The organism is Paenarthrobacter sp. 2TAF44 (assembly GCF_052114885.1).
Lineage (GTDB): Bacteria > Actinomycetota > Actinomycetes > Actinomycetales > Micrococcaceae > Arthrobacter.
On the sequence record NZ_JBFRFP010000029.1, the window covers coordinates 1 to 16,434 of the forward strand.

Consider the following 16,434-nt stretch of genomic DNA (forward strand, 5'->3'; position numbering starts at 1 on the left):
ACCCCTCGGATGGACAGATCCCACTCCAGGACACCCTTGCGGGGCCAGTCACTTACCGAGTCACATCCAAGGGGCAGCACGGCCAATACCCACTCTGCCAGCCAGTCCCAGACCAGCCACAACAATCCTCACAGTCACTTATGGCCCATGTTGGCCGCCCAAAGGGGCCATAAGTGACCCCGCGTTGCTTTAAGGAATGACGACGATGTTCTGGCCCTCATCTGCGAAAACTTCGTACGTCCGCAGGGGCTTCGCTCCCGTGGTGGAACACCCGGTTTCCAGCTCAAACGAGTGCTGGTGGAGTGGGCACATCACCACGCGCTGATCAATGGTTCCGTCCGCGAGGGGGCCCCCTTTGTGGGGGCACACCGCGGAGACAGCCCGCAGGCTCCCATCCCGAAGCCGGAACACCGCAACCTGCTCGCCGTCGATCCCGAACGCCCTGCCTTCACCGAACGGAATTTGGTCCACTGGCCCTATGACGTGTGGAATCTTCATCGGACCGGTACCTGCGGGAGTACCGTCAAGGGCAGCGAGGTCCGGAATTGGCCAGGCGTTAGCGGATCATCCCGTTCACTCCACGGATCCACGTAGTTGTCCACCGACTCCTGCATCGCCTCATCCAAGCGTGCGGCGATGCCCTCCGAGTCGTCCAGGATGACGCTGCGAAGATGCTCAATCCCTACCCGGGGAACAAACGCGTACGTCCGTTCCAGCCAGTTCGCGTTTTCACGGTAGTACTGCATGAAACGACCCGCCAGGAGCGTGACTTCCTCGGGCGTATCCACCGTGACCAGTAGATCGCCCTTACGGATGTGGGCGCCGGCCGCTCCCCCAATATAGATTTCCCAGCGGCCGCCCTCCACCGCCACGACCCCAACGTCCTTCACCAAGGACTCAGCACAATTCCTCGGACATCCGGAGACCGCGAGTTTCAGTTTTGCCGGCGACTCAATTCCCTGGAAGCGGGACTCTAGCGAAATTCCCAAACCTGTGGAATCACCCGTCCCAAAGCGGCAGTAGTCCTTCCCCACGCAGGTCTTCACAGTGCGGAAACTCTTCCCATAGGCGTAGCCGGACGGCATGTCCAGATCGGCCCAGACTGTGGGGAGGTCTTCCTTGGCAACGCCCAGGAGATCGATGCGTTGGCCACCGGTCAGCTTGATCATGGGAATGTTGTGCTTCTCCGCGACGTCGGCGATCCTCCGGAGCTGCTGCACGGACGTCACGCCACCCTTCATCTGGGGTACCACGGAGAATGTGCCATCGCGCTGGATGTTGGCATGCACGCGATCGTTGATGAATCGGGCATCGCGCTCGTCGATGTACTTGTCCGCCAGCATCATCTTCATGAGCGAGGCCAGACCCATTTTGGATTTGGCGTCTTCCGCTCTGTCGGGTGCCAGGGCAGCGAAGACCTGCGAAACCGAGCGCAGCCCAAGCTCCCGGATCCGGGACATCAACGCAGCCTTGTCCAGCGGAATGCCAGGGACGTAATAGCTGGCTGCGGGGTCTTCTTCCACGGAACCGTCGGCCGCCCACTCCACCACCTGCGTGACCAGCAATTTGCAGGAGCCACACCCCTTGCCTGCCCGGGTGGCGTCCATGGCGGCTGGTACGGAGCGGCACCCACCCTGTACAGCCGAGACGAGTGCCCCTTTGGAGACTCCATTGCAGTTGCAGACCTGGGCAGAGTCAGCCAGTTCCGCAACACCCTCCTCGTCAGCAGGCGAGCCGAGATCGAACATCAGCGAGAGCCGCTCCTCCGGCAAGGGCAGTCCCTGGTCAAAAGCCTGGGTCAAGTAAGCAACCTTGCGGCTGTCACCTAGGAGGGTAGCGCCCACCATCTTGTTGTCCCGGATGACGATCGACTTGAACACGCCCCGGCTCGGTTCCGAGAAAACAATGTGCTCGTCCGTGTCGAGTTCCGGTCCCGGCAGGCCCATGGAAGCGACGTCGACGCCGGCCACCTTCAGCTTGGTGGCGGTCCGGGATCCAAGATAGACCGATGAACGATCCACGCCGGTGAGCTGGTCTGCCAGAACGGCGGCCTGCTCCCACAGCGGAGCCACCAGCCCATAAACCTCTCCCCGGTGTTGCACGCACTCCCCCACGGCATAAATGTCCTCTTCGTCCATGACCCGCAGGTGGTCATCCACCACGATGGCCCGTTCCACGGCCAGCCCACTCACCACGGCGACATCAACGTTGGGCCGGATGCCGGCAGTAACAACCACCATGTTGCAGCCCAGCTCAGTGTCATCACGCAATCGCACACCGGTGATCCGGTCCTTGCCCAGCACCGCGGTGGTCCGGCTTCCTGTGTGGACCTCGATGCCCAGCGCCTGGACGCTTCGCCGCAGTATTGCGCCGCCGTCGGGCCCTAATTGCGCATTCATGAGGTGGCCGCCTGAGTGGACCACCGCCACGTCAAGGCCGTAGGCCTGCAACCCGCGGGCCGCCTCCAGCCCGAGCAATCCACCGCCAATTACTACGGCTCGGCGATGATGCTCATGCTGGGCGAACTGGACCATCTTGCGCGTATCGTCCATGGTCCGGAACGTGAAGACCCCGTGGCGCACTGATCCGCTGGGTGTGTGCAGGCCATCCATCGGCGGAAGGAACGAGTGGCTTCCGGTGGCGATAATGAGGACATCGTAAGGAACCACCCTGCCATCGGCCGCGAAGACGTGTTTGCTGTACTTGTCTATGCGCTCCACCCGCACGCCGGCATGGAGGGTGATGTTGTTTTCCTGGTACCACGGCAGGGCGTTGAGGAAGATGTCCGCATCGCTTTCCTCACCGGACAGCACGTGGCTGAGCATGATGCGGTTGTAGTTTCCGTACGGTTCATCCCCGAACATAGTGATCTCGAAAGCGTCTCCACCGGCGCGGGCGAGGATTTCCTCAACAGTGCGGGCACCGGCCATGCCGTTGCCGATGACCACCAGTCGCCTGGCCATCAGTGCTCCACCATGCCCAGGTCCACCACCACGGAACCGCGGACACCGGCTGGCGCCGCGATGAACAATTCGATCATCGAGCCGCCCTCGATATCTTCCACAACCCTCAACGGGACGTGCACGTCGCCTTTGGCGCCGATTGGGAAATACCGCATCGGGACGCCGTCGCGCATGAGGACGACCACGATGAGTTCGGAGCTGGAGTTGCCGCCGCGGAAGTAGAGCGTCTGGTTCACGACGCCGTCCGGGACAAAGTGCGCGAGCTCGCTATGGAGGGGAACCGGCTTTTCCATACCGATGCCGTCAAACGGGAAAATGCCTTGGAGGAAGAGGTTCTTGGAAATCACGGAAAGATCCTTTCGGCCGGCTTCCTTCCATGGTGCTCCACCGTTGTTTCAGGACGCTTGATGCCGTGTTTCCATAAGCAGGACAGAGCGTAACGATCCCTTTGCGAACAACTCACCCCGGAGGCAACGGCCTAGAGCAACTCGCCATCCTGCATCCCGTAGCGGACCCAGCTACCCACCGAACCGGCCGCGGAACAGCGATCGAACCACTCCCCCAGTGCGCGGTCGTGGCTCACGATGACCAGTGTCCCGGCGAAGTCTGCGAGCGCAGACTCCAACTGTTCCACGAGCACCGGCGCGAGGTGGTTGGTGGGTTCGTCCACGATCATGGTCTCGTAATTGCCGAGGAGCAGCCTGGCCAGGGCTAGCCTGCGTTGCTGTCCGGCCGAGAGGCTGCCCACGGGAACGTGAAATTCAGCAGGCCGAAACAAGCCAAGGCGCAGCAGGGCCTCGGCATGTTCGTCGATGTTTCCTCCCAGCCCGGCGGCAAACGCCGGAAGCAGACGGAGCCCCGGACGGGGCGGAACGTCGAGTTCCTGCTGCAGGTACCCGACCGTGCCTTGAACGGCCAAGGTCCCGCCTTCGGATTCAAGCGTCCCTGCGAGCACAGACACCAGTGTTGATTTTCCTGCGCCGTTGGGTCCGGTGATGAGGACCTTTTCCCCGGTTTCAACGCGCAGGTCAGTTGGCTTCAGGCGCCCCGGAACGCTGATGCCGCGTGCTTCGATGGCCGGTCCAGCGGTCTCCTCCAGCTGAAGGTCAAGTTGCGCGGCGAGCTTTAGCGGCACGGGTGGGCGGTCAATGGGATTCTCTTCGAGGCGCCGGAGTCGTTCCTGGGCGTTCCGCACTTTGCTGGTGGCTGCGCGCTGCCAGGTGCCCTTTTTGAAGCCGGTCGCAAATTTGTCGTTGTCGCGCACCCTGCCATAGCCCATGCCGCCCGAAACCGTGGCCGCCTGGAACCGCTCGGCGGCCATGGCATCGAGCCATTCTTCGTACTGCTGCACCCAACGGGCTCGCTGGGCGGCTTTCTCGCGCAAGTAGCCTTCGTAGCCGTTGCCATAGCGATTGACTGACCGTCGTTCAGCGTCGACTTCGATGACTGTGCTGGCTACCTTCCGCAGCAGGACACGATCGTGCGAAACCACCACCACGGTGCCTCGGTGCGCAGCCAATCTCGATTCCAGCCAGGCCGTGCCGTTCGCGTCGAGGTGGTTGGTGGGCTCGTCCAGGAGCAGGGCTTCGGCCGGATCGGCCAGCAGGCACGCGAGGGCAACGCGCTCCTGCTCGCCGCCGGACAAAGATCCAAGCGTTCGACGCCGGTCCAGGCCTCCCAGCCCCAGCCGGTCAAGCGCTGCTTCCACCCGGGACTCGGCGGCGTACCCCTCACGGAGTTGGTACTGGGTCTGCAGGCTTCCGTAGAGTTCCAGGGTTTCGGGGTCCGCATCCGCCAGTTCCCGCTCCAGTTCGGTGATGCTGGCCTCGAGCGCCCGCAACGCTGTAAGCGACGCGTCGATGGCGTCCCCCACGGTGAGCAAGGTCGGAAGTCCGTGTGTTTGGGCGAGATAACCTACGCGGTAGCCGGAAGTCCCTGCCAAACCTGCCGTGCCGTCGTCGGGCGTTTCCACGCCGGCCAGCAGGCGGAGAAGGGTGGATTTTCCCGCCCCGTTTTCTCCGACAATGGCTACGTGTTCGCCGTGATCGATGGTGAGGTCAACGCCGTGGAAAAGTTCTCGGTCCCCATAACCGTGGGAAACGCCGGAAAGGTGAAGATGGTCAGTCAAGAGGTGTCCTCGCAAAGTCCGCAGTGAATGGCAGGGAACCGCTGAGGGCACTGCCGTAGTGGGTACTGGGGATGCAGCCGGATGGAAGGGCTGCGCTCAAGACTTCATCGGTCCAGACTGCCCGGGGAACGAGGGCGCGTCAAGTTTCAGGCTGGAGCGATTGCCCGTTTCCCCGGGCCCCTTGGCACGCGCGCACCATTCCACCCGCAAAGATAGTCTGGTCATATGGGCACCATTTCGACGCGGACGAGGCTTTACCAGTTCAATGCCCTGGACGCCGTGGCCGTCGCTGCCTATCTGGGATTCACGATCTACTTCACGTTTGCGGGCGAATCCGTGGAGCGAATGATGCTCCAGCTTTTTTCAGACCCTGCCACAGCCTCGTATGCCGTTAACGCACTCTTCTATGCCGTCGTCGGGGTTTTCGCCTTGGCATCCGCCTGGCGCATAGTCGGCCGTGACGTCAAGATCCTGGGCACCCGCCCTTGGTTCACTCTTGGCATGGTCCCACTTGCGGTGGTGGTCATGCTGATCCTCACGGCACTCCTGGTTGCGGCGACCGGTACTGCGCAGACTTCCGAAAACCAGTTGGGCATCCAAGGCCTGCTCCAGCGTGTGCCGGCCTGGCTCATGGTGCCGCTGCTGGTGGTCCTGGGGCCGTTCGTAGAGGAGTACTTGTTCCGGCACCTGCTGATCGGCAAGTTGTCGCAGTATGTGAACATCTGGATCTGCTGTGCCCTTTCGGTGGGAGTTTTCGCATCGATCCACGTGGTGGGCAGGGAGGGTCTGGTGTTGCCAGCCCTTGCGCCTTATCTCGGCATGGCCCTGGTGCTGGTGGCGGTCTATGTGTGGACGGGAAAGAACCTGATGTTCTCCTACTTCGTCCACGCCGCCAAGAACCTCCTGGCCGTGGTGCTCATCTATGCGATCCCGCCGGACTTCCTCCCCCACTAGCAAACAGGGGCATGCCGAGACACGAGTTCTGCATCAGCGGAGGCCGTTACTAGACTCGGACTGTGAACAACCAACTCCCTGCCAAGGTTTCCGACATCTTTGACCCCTCACGCTGGCGCACCGTTTCCGGCTTCGAGGACTTCAAGGACATGACGTACCACCGGCAGGTTGAGCGTTCCACGGACGGGACGGTCAAGGATCTCCCCACTGTCCGCATCGCGTTTAACCGCCCCGAAGTGCGCAACGCGTTCCGTCCGGGCACTGTGGACGAGCTTTACCGGGCCATGGACCACGCCCGCATGACTCCCGACGTCGCCACCGTGCTGCTCACGGGCAACGGACCGTCGGAAAAGGACGGTGGGCACTCGTTCTGTTCGGGCGGCGACCAGCGGATCCGTGGCAGGGACGGCTACCGCTACGCCGAGGGTGATACCCAGGAAACCATCGATCCCGCCCGCGCTGGCCGCCTTCACATCCTGGAAGTCCAGCGCCTGATGCGGACCATGCCCAAGGTGGTCATCGCCGTCGTCAATGGTTGGGCAGCGGGCGGCGGACATTCCCTGCATGTGGTCAGCGACCTCACTATCGCCTCCCGTGAACACGGCAAGTTCAAGCAGACCGATGCCACGGTGGGAAGTTTCGACGCCGGATATGGCTCTGCGCTGCTGGCCCGCCAGATCGGGCAGAAAGCCGCGCGGGAGATCTTCTTCCTGGCCCGCGAATACTCCGCTGAGGACATGGTCCGGATGGGAGCCGTGAACGAGGCCGTGGACCACGCGCGGTTGGAGGAAGTCGCGCTCGAGTACGCGGCTGATATCGCCCGCCAGTCCCCCCAGGCAATCCGCATGCTGAAGTTCGCCTTCAACCTGGCCGACGACGGCCTTGCCGGGCAGCAGGTCTTCGCAGGGGAAGCCACGCGCCTGGCCTACATGACGGATGAAGCCGTCGAGGGCAAGGAAGCCTTCCTCCAGAAACGCGACCCCGACTGGTCCAACTTCCCCTACTACTTCTAGGACATCCCTGTGGACATCGATCCCGTACTCAAAGCACTGGCCGCTGCCCTGCATGGCGAGGGTCCCGCCGTCGAAATTGTGGTTCACGAGGACGGACGGCCGGAAGCCGTTCCGGTAGAGACCGGCGTGGAAGAGACTGCAGTGGTGGTCCGAACCTCCGGCTCCACCGGGACGCCCAAGGCGACTGTCCTCACTGTGGATGCCCTGGCTGCGTCCTCTGTGGCCACGGCCATGGCATTGCGCGGCGAAGGCCAGTGGCTGCTCGCGCTCCCCCTTCAGTACGTGGCTGGCGTGCAGGTCCTGGTTCGCTCCCTCTACGCCGGGACGCGGCCCTGGGTGATGGATCAGTCGAACGGCTTCACGCCTGAGGCATTCACGGCTGCCGCCGAGGAACTGACGGACAAGATCCGCTTCACCTCGCTGGTACCCACCCAGCTGCAGCGGCTCCTGGACTCACCCGCCCCGGAAACCCTTGCCGTGCTGCGCCGCTTCAATGCCATCCTGCTGGGCGGCGCGCCGGCTTCGTCCGAGCTGCTGGCAAACGCCCACGCGGAGGGACTCCACGTTGTCACCACCTACGGCTCGGCCGAGACGTGCGGCGGGTGCGTGTACGACGGCGAGCCCCTGGACGGCGTCGAGGTCCGCATCGGCGAGGGCGAACTGGAAGGCCGCATCCTGCTAGGTGGCGAGACGGTGGCGGCGGGCTACCTTGACGCGCCGCGCGCGACGAAGGCCGCGTTCTTCGAAGAGGACGGCGTGCGCTGGTACGTCACCGGCGACCTCGGCGAAGTTACCGGCGACGGCAAGCTCACCGTCCTGGGCCGCGCCGACGACGTCATCATCACCGGCGGCGTCAAAGCCTCCGCCGCGTACATCCAAAGCAAGCTGGAAGAGCTCGACGGCGTCAGCGGGGCTTTCGTCGCGGGTGTCCCGTCGCGTGAATGGGGCCAGGCCGTTGCAGCTTACGTGGCCATGACAGATCCATCGCCGGAAGGCATCAAGGGCTTCACTTCCGGAGGCGAAGCCGCACTGGGCGTCCTGGCGCCGAAGACGGTCCTGGCGGAGAAGGAATTGCTCATGCTGCCCAACGGAAAACCGGACAGGCTGGCCATGATCGACCAGCTATCCGCCGCGCATCAGGGACAATAGAGAGGTTCTGCCCTCATGACTCCGACTAAAGATCAACGCGAAACACACGAGGTACTGCACGTGGCGACAGCTGCACAATGGATTCAAGGAGCCCGGCTCCGCACACTGCCCGCGGCCATCGCGCCCGTACTGATCGGTTCGGCAGCGGCGTTCGAGCTCCATGCTTTCCGGCTGCCGAACGCGATCCTGGCGGCGCTCGTGGCGCTCCTTCTCCAAGTCGGCGTCAATTACGCCAATGACTACTCGGACGGCATCCGTGGGACCGACGAGGACCGGGTGGGGCCGCTGCGCCTGGTTGGTTCCGGACTCGCCAAGCCGGAGCAAGTGAAGTGGGCGGCCTTCGGATTGTTCGGCGCCGCCATGGTGTGCGGGCTGATCCTGGTCATCATTACCCAGACCTGGTGGCTGATCCTGGTAGGCCTTGGTTGCGTCCTGGCAGCCTGGGGCTACACGGGCGGCAAGAACCCCTACGGCTACCTTGGCCTGGGCGACGTCTTCGTCTTCGTGTTCTTCGGGCTGGTGGCAACGCTCGGCACCACGTACACCCAAGCGGGGCAGGTCAGCCTTGCTGCCGTCATTGGCGCGATCGGTACGGGGCTCATCGCCTGCGCCCTGCTCATGGCCAACAACGTCCGGGACATTCCCACGGACACGGCGGCCGGGAAACGCACTCTGGCCGTGCGTCTTGGAGACAGGCATGCCCGCGAGAGCTACGTGTTGATGCTGGCCGTCGCCATCCTGCTGGTGATTGTGCTGGCGCCCACCAAGCCGTGGATGTTGATCGTTCTCCTGCTGATCCCCGCCTGCCTGATGCCCGCTTGGCTCATGGTGAACGGCAAGAAGCGCAAGAGCCTCATTCCCGTGCTCAAGCAGACCGGCCTGATCAACCTCGGCTACAGCCTGCTGTTCTCGCTCGGCCTGATTCTGAGCCGCGGCTTCTAGGTTTCCCTACTGGGAACCTTTTCCTACTTGGAACCCGGGCGTTTGTCGTTGTTGACGGCGATGTCCGGGTTCTGCTCCACGAGGCTATCCTCTGCCTCGGCGTCCTCAACCTCACCAGCGGTGCGGATGGGCTTGGCCCGGCCGGAAAAGCGTTCCCGCATGGCCGCAGTGGCGGCGTCGCGCTGTTTCTGGAAGAAGAGGTAACTGATGGCGAACGCGATCAGTCCCGCGAAGACCACGGCCAGGATCCAGCCCACCTGCAAAAAGGCGAACAGGATGAACAGCGGCACGAACAGCGCCAAACGGATGAGGGAATACTTCAGGAAAGCCACTATCCAAGTTTAGCCGCCCGGATGGTTGCACTCTGATCACAGCCGGAACGGGGCGTCCAGTGAATGCCTTACGGCGACTAGACTTGGTGCATGCTCCGGGTTGTTGGCGTCGTCGTCGTCCTTGTTATCTTCGTCTACGCCCTCGTGGACGTGATACGTACGGATGGCAGGTTCACACGCGGCATCTCCAAACCCGCTTGGATCGTCGTCATGATCCTCCTGCCCCTCTTGGGTGCCGTCCTCTGGTTCATCTTCGGGCGGCCCTACGGCAAGCCCTCGGCGCAGCCCATCCGCCGCCACCCTACCGCCCCGGATGATGATCCCGAGTTCCTCCGCAACCTGGAAACCCGCCGCCGGAACACCGCCGAAGAAGAGCGCCTCAAGAAGCTCAAGGCAGAGCTTGAAGCCAAGGAACGGAAGCTCAAGGGTGCTGATGGCGCGGAGGGCAGCCAGGGCAATAAAGCCCCCGGATACAAGTCCGGCGATGCCAAACGCGGGGAGCCGGATACCCATGGCACCGACGAACTGAAGTAGGGAACATGGCCCAGCAAGCTGATGGATCACGGCAGTCATTTACTTCCGCATCCCCCAGCGGCGGGCCACCGACTCTTGCACATCCACCCATTGACGACGTCGTGCGGCCACCAGGTCCAGCACTGCTGTCCAGAATTTTGTGGGTAGCCAGCTTTGTCGCAGGAGTCGCAGTAGTCATCACCAGTCTCCTCGCCCGCGACTCGCACCTGGACCGCCTGAAGGGTGTTATCGCAGGCAAGCTCCCCGATGGTGACGCCCTGGCAGTCGAGGGTGCAACCGCCGTCGTGTTCCTCGGAAGCCTGGCCATGCTTGCCCTGGTGGTCGCGATGGAAGCGGTCCTGCTGGCTGTGGCCTTCAAGCGCCGCAGCTGGGCGCGGTGGCTGCTTGCACCGCTGATCCTCCTGCACGCCGTGGTCACCGTAATCACCGCAGATTACGTCGTAGCCCCGGGAGGCGCGGGCGTCCTGTCCACCGTGCTGCTTGCCGTCCAGTACGTCTTGGCTGCGGCAGGCCTGATCCTTTTGTTCCTGCCCTCCACCACAGCATGGTTGCTCAGCGGACGCCGACGCGCGACGGAAATCTAACCGCGCCCACTGTGGCTGAACGCCAGCGAGGGGGTCGGCCTCGAAAGCGGTCTGCTCAGAGCCCGGAGTATGAGTGCAGGCCGTTGAAAACGGTGTTGACGAGTGTGAAGTTGATGATCACGCACGCGTAGCCAACGATCGACAACCACGCTGCGCGGGTTCCCGTCCAACCGCGTGTAGCCCGTGCGTGGAGGTATCCGGCGTAGACCACCCAGATAACGAACGTCCACACTTCCTTGGGGTCCCAGCCCCAAAACCTGCCCCAGGCCTTCTCAGCCCAGATGGCACCGAACATGAGGGTGAACGTCCAGCCGATGAAAGCGATCGCGTTGATGCGGTAGGACAGGTTTTCCAGGCTCAGCGCGTTTGGAACCACCCGCATGAAGCCAAGCTTGTCAGCGCGGCCGGCGGCCAGGTTCTTCTGCCGGTACGACTGGACCAACTGCAGCGCGGACATGGCGAACGTCAAGGTAAACAGGGCCGAAGAGAGCACCGCGATGGAAACGTGGATGATCAGCCAGTAACTCTGGAGGGCCGGAACGAGGTGGCCCACCGGCGTCCAGAAGGACACCGAGGCAGCCACCAGCATGATGATGGCCAACCCGATGACGAACGTACCCAGGAACCGCAGGTCACGGCGGATGAGCACGATGAGGAAAACGGCCACGGCTACGAATGCGCCGGTGGTGAGGAACTCGTACATATTGCCCCAAGGCACCCGGCCTGCGCCCAGTGCACGCGTCACAACGCCCGCGCCATGAATGAGCACGCCCAGTACTGTGAGTGCCACAGCCACCCGGGCGGGCACGCGGCGTTCGGCGCCGTACTTCATGTCGCCTGCCGCGGTGCCACCCTCAATGGTGAGGCCCGACGTCGGACGCTCGGCACGGCCAGCCGGCCCACCGGCGTCGGGGCCTCCCAAGCTTCCGCTGGCGCGGCCAGCCGCCACGGCAACCTTCACTGCAGGAGCGCTGGCAGCAGCCTTCGCGTCGATGGCACGCAGCGCCTTGCTGCTCTTGGCCAGGTCCCAGGCAAACGCGATGAACGCCACGGTGTACGTGCCGGCGGCCAACAGCATGAACAGCTCGCTGTACTGGCCCAGGGTTTCGTTGATGACGGGCATTACTGGTCCTTCGAGGTTGGGGAAGAGACTGTGGGGGTTGGTGCCGGCATATCGGAGTCAGTGGGGATCTGCCATTCCCGGGCAAAAAGTTCACGGAGGGCTGCTGCTTCGCCTGCGAGTCGATGGTCTTCGCCTCGGGCCAGCAGGCCGTATTCCACCATGGTGCGGCCGTCCTGGTGCGTTCCGGTGCGGACCCAGACGCGGCGGCGGTTAACGTAGAGCGAAGTGACCAGGCCAGCAACGGCCAGGAGGCCGAAAATCAAGGCGTACAACTGGCCAGGGTTGTGGTGGACATCCATGCCAATGTACTTCTTGACGCCATCGAAGGTGATGCTGCCTTTGCCGTCCGGCAACGTTTTGGTCATTCCTGGGGCCAGCGTGATTCCGCCGGCTTCAAGCTTTCGGCCATTGAGCTGTTGGAGATTCCTGACGTCCAGCTCGAACACGTTCTGGGGAACGCCCTTGTCCAGGCCGAGGTCGCCGTAGTAGGAATCCAGGCTCAACTGTGGGTTGAAGAGTTCGGGACTTGCGCTGAAGGAGATGCCATTTTCGGACTTGAAGGCCGTGGGCAGGAAGAAGCCTTGGAACGCCAGCTGGTCCGGTTTGCCATCCGGCACCTTGATGACCACGGATGAGTAGTAGTTATCGCCCTGAACCTTGGCTGTGACCGGCCCCTGGAAAGCAATGTTGCCTTCGCCATCGCGAACAGTGACCACGGGTGCGTAGCCGTTGCCGGTGAGGTAGAGGCTGGTGCCACCCAGTGAAATGGGATCGTTGACCTTGAGGGTTTCCTTCTTCGCCGGAGAATCCGGATTTTCCTTGGTGGTGACCTCGGCCGTGTAGTCGATGGGCTGGCCGATCTTTTTGGGCGACTCGCGATCGAAGGTGGCCTCAAACTTGTCCAACTGAATGGAGTAAGGCTGGAGCCAGCTGCTTTGGAAGTTGGTGCCTGGCGTGAATTGGTCGTAGCCCACCAGGGTGTTGACGAACGTCTCACCTTCCACCAGGATCCGCTGGCCGCTGTACCCGAAAAGGCCGCCGATCGCCACGGAAACCAACACGCCGATCAGCGAAGTGTGGAACACCAGGTTCCCGACTTCCTTCAGGAAGCCGCGCTCGGCACCCAAGGACGGGAGGTCGCCGTCGACGTCCCTGACCTCCACGCGGTAACCGCGCTTCTTGAGCAGTCCAGCAGCATCGTTGATAGCCTTCGACGCCGGAATCCCGGCGTCGGCGGGCAGCGCGAGCGTGCCGTACTCCGGCAGGCGCGAAAGGCGCTTGGGAGTGCGCGGCGGCTGCGACTTCATCGCTTTGTAATGGGCGATGGCACGCGGGGTGACGCAGCCGATCAGGGAGATGAACAGCAGGATGTAGATGGCCGAGAACCAGGCCGACGAGTAGACGTCGTAGAGCTGGAGGGCATCGAGAAGCTGCCCGTAGGAGGGGTTGTCCTTGATGTACTGGGTGACAACCGCAGGATTCGCTGCGCGCTGCGGGAACAGGGACCCCGGCACCGCGCCCACAGCCAACAGGAGGAGCAGGAACAACGCCGTCCGCATGCTCGTCAACTGGGTCCAGGCCCACCGAAGCATGCCCAGGATACCGAGGGACGGCAGCGCGGCCTCGGACTTGGCCTTTTGCAGTTTCCCTTCCGCTGTGGTCGTGCCTTCAGCGGCTGGTGACTTCTTCTTGGCTTTCACGGACTCGCTCATCAGATTGGCAACTTCACATCGGTTTGGAACCAGTACTGCAACTCGGTCACCCAGGTTCCCCACACACCGGTGGCCATCAGGATGCCGAGCAAAATCAGGATGCCTCCGCCAAACCGCTGGATCGCCAGGCGGTGTGTCCGGAAGAAGGACATGACGCCCATGCCCCGCCGCACGGCAAGGGCGATCAAGAGGAACGGGATGCCCAGGCCAAGGCTGTAAACGAAGGCCAAAAGCGCACCCTTTGCCGCCGACGATCCGCCGGACAAGCTCAGCAACTGTACCGCGGAGTATGTGGGCCCGATACATGGGGCCCAACCCAGGCCGAATGTCAGCCCCAGGAGCGGCGCGCCCCATAGGCCGGCCGGAGGCTTTGCATGAATTTTGGCGTCACGTTGCAGCCAACCAAAGCCACCCATGAAGACGATGCCCATAAGGATGACCAGAATGCCCAGCAGTTGGGTGATCCAGGCGTTTTGCGGGCCAGTCAGGAGGGTGCCGAGTTGGCCAAACGCACCGCCCAGGAGGACGAAGATTACCGAGAAGCCCAGCACAAACAGTCCAATACCTGCCAGCATCCGGCCTCGCCGCTGCTTTTGGAGGTCGACGCCGGTCAGTCCCGTGACGTAGCCGAGGTAACCGGGGACGAGGGGCAGGACGCACGGCGAAAGGAACGAGACGAGTCCCGCCAGCAGCGCAACCGGCACGGCAAGCAGTAAGGATCCATTCAGTATCGTCTCGGCGAAAGGACTGTTCATCGGTACTACTCAGCCACTGCGGACGTAATGAGGGCCTTCAAAGTGCTCTTCTCAATTTCGCCGAGGACACGGGAGGCAACTTTGCCCTCCTTGTCCAGGACCAATGTGGTGGGCACCGCACCCGGAGGAACGATTCCGGACACGGACAGGAGCACGGCACCGTCTTTGTCGTTGAAGCTCGGGTAGGTGAGGTTGAAGGTCTTGTCGAAGGCCTCCGCCGTGGCTTTCTCGTCACGCAGGTTAACGCCGAAGAATTGAACGCCTTGGTCCTTGAACTCCTGGTGCAGGGCTTCAAGCTGGGGAGCTTCGACGCGACAGGGGGCACAGGCCGCGAACCAGAAGTTCAAGACCGTGACCTTGCCCTTGAGGTCTTCGGGCTTGACCGTGTCTCCGTTGAAGAGTGTGCCCTTGAGCGCCACGGGTGCAGCGCGGTCCGCTTTGGCGAACTCGGTGACGGAGCCATCCCCGGCTACATAGTTCTTGTTATCGCCTTTTCGGGCTTGCTCTGCGAGGGAGTCCTTCTGGGCGCAGGCTGACAGGCCCATGGTAAGTCCTGCCAACAGGACACCACCGGCTGTGAGCACGCCGCGGCGCGAGAGGTTGTTATCCATCTGTCTACGCCCCCGGGGTGCTTGCTGCACCGGGAAGGAGCACCGCAGCAGGTTCGCTGTATTCGACCCGCACAATCTTGCCGTCGCCGTCCAGGGTCAGGGATGTCAGGGAGGTCAAGGTGCATTCACGCTTACGGGGGTCGTGCGCCAGCCGGCGGCCCTCGGCGGACAGACGGGTGGACCAGATGGGAAGCTGATGGCTGACAAGGATCGCCTCAGCGCCGTCGCCACCCAGTTCGATTGCCTTGACCCGTGCGTCTTCAACAGCAGCCAGGACCCGCGCGGCTTGCTCTTTGTAGGGCTCGCCCCAGGACGGGCGCAGGGGGTTCCGGAAATAGAACCAGTGCTTGGGCTTCAAGAATTCGCTGCGGGTGGGGTGGAGTCCCTGGAAGTGGTTCTCCGCTTCGATGATCCTCGGGTCTGTATGGATCTCGAGATGGAGTGCCTCCGCAGTGGGCATGGCCGTTTCCTGGGCGCGCGTCAGCGGCGAGGCTACCAGGTGGACAATCCTGGCACCCTCGCTTGCGCGGACGGCGAAGTGCTCAGCCAGCATGCGTGCCATCTCCCGGCCCCGCTCGGACAGATGGAATTCAGGCAGCCGGCCATAGAGGACGCCATCGGGATTATGGACCTCGCCATGGCGAAGCAGATGGACAGTTGCTTGGGGCATGTTTACCAGTTTCTCAAAGAAGCGGGGCGATCCGAAATCTTCTACCGCTAGTAGAACTCAAAGTTTTCCAGAAATGTTCCGTAGAGTTGGAATAAAAGATGCATATGCATGTTTATACTAGACACGAAGCTCGGTTGACGTTTCAAGTAAATGCATCAACCAGTCGACCGGGCAAGCCAGCGGTACCTTCCACTACATACAGGAGCAACATCATGATGACCCTTCCCGCCAACGTCACCACCGGCATCTGGACCCTCGACGCTTCCCACAGCGAGATCGGCTTCACAGTCCGCCACGCAGGCATCAGCAAGGTCCGCGGCGTCTTCAAGGATGCCGACGCCACCCTCGAAGTTGGCGAGACGCTGACCGACTCGAAGGTCAACGCAACCATCCGGACCGCCAGCTTTGACTCCGGAGACGTCAACCGCGACGGCCACGTCAAGGGCGAAGACTTCTTCGATGTGGAGAAGTACCCGGAGATCACTTTCGTCTCCCGCCACGTCAAGGCAAACGGCGACGGCTTCGATCTTGTGGGCGATCTCACCATTAAGGGCGTGACCAAGGAAGTTTCCATCGAAACCGAATTCAACGGCGTGGCAGTGGATCCCTTCGGCAACACCCGTGCAGGCGTCTCCGGCGAAACCACCATCAGCCGCAAGGAGTTCGGCCTGACCTGGAACGCAGTGCTTGAGGCCGGCGGCGTGCTGGTCAGCGACAAGGTTGTCATCAACCTGGAACTCGCGTTCATCGCACCGGCAGCTGCATAACTCCACGGCAGTTTCAACAGCAGCTTCCACGGGAGTTTGCAAGGCAGTCCCGAGCAAACGGCGCCCCACCACAGTTCCGCTGTGGGGGCGCCGTTTCGCGTACTCAGAAGTCACCCTGCGATTATTCGGCAAACAGCCTGTAGTTAGCTGCGAAGTAGCTCCGAATTTCCTATGCATCCTTCAACCTGCGGTCTAAA

Annotated in this window: 17 protein-coding genes; 7 read left to right on the forward strand and 10 right to left on the reverse strand. The window is 62.5% G+C overall.

Translation table 11 applies throughout. The features are described from left to right. Positions 1-189: 189 nt before the first annotated feature. The 4 genes from AB4Z15_RS21485 to AB4Z15_RS21500 form a co-directional block, all read right to left on the reverse strand. Positions 190-498 (reverse strand): Rieske (2Fe-2S) protein, encoded by a 309-nt coding sequence (locus AB4Z15_RS21485; RefSeq protein ID WP_442018870.1) that lies wholly within the window; start codon positions 496-498, stop codon positions 190-192. Then, the gene (nirB, locus tag AB4Z15_RS21490; RefSeq protein WP_442018871.1) at positions 495-2,963 is read right to left on the reverse strand and encodes a nitrite reductase large subunit NirB; all 2,469 of its coding nucleotides are present in this window, start codon (positions 2,961-2,963) and stop codon (positions 495-497) included. Before nirB ends, AB4Z15_RS21485 begins: the two co-directional genes overlap by 4 nt. After that, positions 2,963-3,310 carry a molybdopterin oxidoreductase gene (locus AB4Z15_RS21495; RefSeq protein ID WP_442018872.1) on the reverse strand — a complete coding sequence of 116 codons (348 nt, stop codon included), beginning with the start codon at positions 3,308-3,310 and terminating at the stop codon, positions 2,963-2,965. Before AB4Z15_RS21495 ends, nirB begins: the two co-directional genes overlap by 1 nt. Before the next feature lie 131 nt (positions 3,311-3,441). Beyond that, on the reverse strand, positions 3,442-5,091 hold the full coding sequence (locus AB4Z15_RS21500; protein WP_442018873.1) for an ABC-F family ATP-binding cassette domain-containing protein: 1,650 nt from the start codon (positions 5,089-5,091) through the stop codon (positions 3,442-3,444). Between the two features lie 225 nt (positions 5,092-5,316). On the opposite strand from AB4Z15_RS21500, the gene AB4Z15_RS21505 reads away from it, so the two are divergent. From AB4Z15_RS21505 to AB4Z15_RS21520, 4 genes are all read left to right on the forward strand, one after another. Next, a complete protein-coding gene (locus AB4Z15_RS21505) occupies positions 5,317-6,045 on the forward strand; it encodes a CPBP family intramembrane glutamic endopeptidase (protein WP_442018874.1) in 729 nt (242 codons plus the stop codon). 62 nt (positions 6,046-6,107) lie between these two features. After that, the gene (locus AB4Z15_RS21510; protein ID WP_442003498.1) at positions 6,108-7,058 is read left to right on the forward strand and encodes a 1,4-dihydroxy-2-naphthoyl-CoA synthase; all 951 of its coding nucleotides are present in this window, start codon (positions 6,108-6,110) and stop codon (positions 7,056-7,058) included. A 9-nt stretch (positions 7,059-7,067) separates the two neighbouring features. Next, positions 7,068-8,207, forward strand: coding sequence for an AMP-binding protein (locus tag AB4Z15_RS21515; RefSeq protein WP_442018875.1), 1,140 nt, complete (start codon positions 7,068-7,070; stop codon positions 8,205-8,207). Between the two features lie 60 nt (positions 8,208-8,267). Continuing rightward, complete coding sequence (locus tag AB4Z15_RS21520) at positions 8,268-9,149, forward strand: 1,4-dihydroxy-2-naphthoate polyprenyltransferase (protein ID WP_431120303.1); 882 nt, start codon at positions 8,268-8,270, stop codon at positions 9,147-9,149. A 23-nt stretch (positions 9,150-9,172) separates the two neighbouring features. On the opposite strand, the gene AB4Z15_RS21525 is transcribed toward AB4Z15_RS21520, so the two are convergent. Continuing rightward, positions 9,173-9,484: a DUF4229 domain-containing protein gene (locus AB4Z15_RS21525; RefSeq protein WP_442003607.1), complete on the reverse strand. Its 312-nt coding sequence runs from the start codon at positions 9,482-9,484 to the stop codon at positions 9,173-9,175. Positions 9,485-9,571: 87 nt separating this feature from the next. On the opposite strand from AB4Z15_RS21525, the gene AB4Z15_RS21530 reads away from it, so the two are divergent. Both AB4Z15_RS21530 and AB4Z15_RS21535 read left to right on the forward strand, forming a co-directional pair. Then, a complete protein-coding gene (locus tag AB4Z15_RS21530; RefSeq protein WP_442018876.1) occupies positions 9,572-10,015 on the forward strand; it encodes a PLD nuclease N-terminal domain-containing protein in 444 nt (147 codons plus the stop codon). Between the two features lie 5 nt (positions 10,016-10,020). Next, positions 10,021-10,599: a hypothetical protein gene (locus AB4Z15_RS21535; protein ID WP_442018877.1), complete on the forward strand. Its 579-nt coding sequence runs from the start codon at positions 10,021-10,023 to the stop codon at positions 10,597-10,599. 55 nt (positions 10,600-10,654) lie between these two features. Here AB4Z15_RS21535 and ccsB read toward each other — a convergent pair whose 3' ends face one another. Genes ccsB through AB4Z15_RS21560 form a run of 5 tightly spaced genes read right to left on the reverse strand, consistent with a single transcriptional unit; the run spans position 10,655 to position 15,470 of the window. Further along, positions 10,655-11,722 carry a c-type cytochrome biogenesis protein CcsB gene (gene ccsB, locus AB4Z15_RS21540; RefSeq protein WP_442018878.1) on the reverse strand — a complete coding sequence of 356 codons (1,068 nt, stop codon included), beginning with the start codon at positions 11,720-11,722 and terminating at the stop codon, positions 10,655-10,657. After that, positions 11,722-13,434, reverse strand: a complete 1,713-nt coding sequence (gene resB / locus AB4Z15_RS21545; RefSeq protein ID WP_442018879.1) for a cytochrome c biogenesis protein ResB — start codon at positions 13,432-13,434, stop codon at positions 11,722-11,724. The genes ccsB and resB overlap by 1 nt, the downstream gene beginning before the upstream one ends. Further along, positions 13,434-14,189 carry a cytochrome c biogenesis CcdA family protein gene (locus AB4Z15_RS21550; protein WP_442018880.1) on the reverse strand — a complete coding sequence of 252 codons (756 nt, stop codon included), beginning with the start codon at positions 14,187-14,189 and terminating at the stop codon, positions 13,434-13,436. The genes resB and AB4Z15_RS21550 overlap by 1 nt, the downstream gene beginning before the upstream one ends. Positions 14,190-14,194: 5 nt before the next feature. Beyond that, entirely contained in the window at positions 14,195-14,800 is a 606-nt protein-coding gene (locus AB4Z15_RS21555) for a TlpA family protein disulfide reductase (protein WP_442003492.1), read from the reverse strand. Positions 14,801-14,804: 4 nt separating this feature from the next. Next, positions 14,805-15,470: a histidine phosphatase family protein gene (locus AB4Z15_RS21560; RefSeq protein ID WP_442018881.1), complete on the reverse strand. Its 666-nt coding sequence runs from the start codon at positions 15,468-15,470 to the stop codon at positions 14,805-14,807. Between the two features lie 215 nt (positions 15,471-15,685). On the opposite strand from AB4Z15_RS21560, the gene AB4Z15_RS21565 reads away from it, so the two are divergent. Further along, complete coding sequence (locus AB4Z15_RS21565) at positions 15,686-16,237, forward strand: YceI family protein (protein WP_442018910.1); 552 nt, start codon at positions 15,686-15,688, stop codon at positions 16,235-16,237. Positions 16,238-16,434 lie beyond the last annotated feature (197 nt).

Bases quoted from the DNA above. Each gene is read 5' to 3' on its own strand.
- nirB (WP_442018871.1), bottom strand. From the start codon at position 2,963: ATGGCCAGGCGACTGGTGGTCATCGGCAACGGCATGGCCGGTGCCCGC.
- AB4Z15_RS21560 (WP_442018881.1), bottom strand. From the start codon at position 15,470: ATGCCCCAAGCAACTGTCCATCTGCTTCGCCATGGCGAGGTCCATAAT.
- ccsB (WP_442018878.1), bottom strand. From the start codon at position 11,722: ATGCCCGTCATCAACGAAACCCTGGGCCAGTACAGCGAGCTGTTCATG.
- AB4Z15_RS21550 (WP_442018880.1), bottom strand. From the start codon at position 14,189: ATGAACAGTCCTTTCGCCGAGACGATACTGAATGGATCCTTACTGCTT.
- AB4Z15_RS21485 (WP_442018870.1), bottom strand. From the start codon at position 498: ATGAAGATTCCACACGTCATAGGGCCAGTGGACCAAATTCCGTTCGGT.
- AB4Z15_RS21555 (WP_442003492.1), bottom strand. From the start codon at position 14,800: ATGGATAACAACCTCTCGCGCCGCGGCGTGCTCACAGCCGGTGGTGTC.
- AB4Z15_RS21505 (WP_442018874.1), top strand. From the start codon at position 5,317: ATGGGCACCATTTCGACGCGGACGAGGCTTTACCAGTTCAATGCCCTG.
- AB4Z15_RS21530 (WP_442018876.1), top strand. From the start codon at position 9,572: ATGCTCCGGGTTGTTGGCGTCGTCGTCGTCCTTGTTATCTTCGTCTAC.
- AB4Z15_RS21535 (WP_442018877.1), top strand. From the start codon at position 10,021: ATGGCCCAGCAAGCTGATGGATCACGGCAGTCATTTACTTCCGCATCC.
- resB (WP_442018879.1), bottom strand. From the start codon at position 13,434: ATGAGCGAGTCCGTGAAAGCCAAGAAGAAGTCACCAGCCGCTGAAGGC.
- AB4Z15_RS21565 (WP_442018910.1), top strand. From the start codon at position 15,686: ATGACCCTTCCCGCCAACGTCACCACCGGCATCTGGACCCTCGACGCT.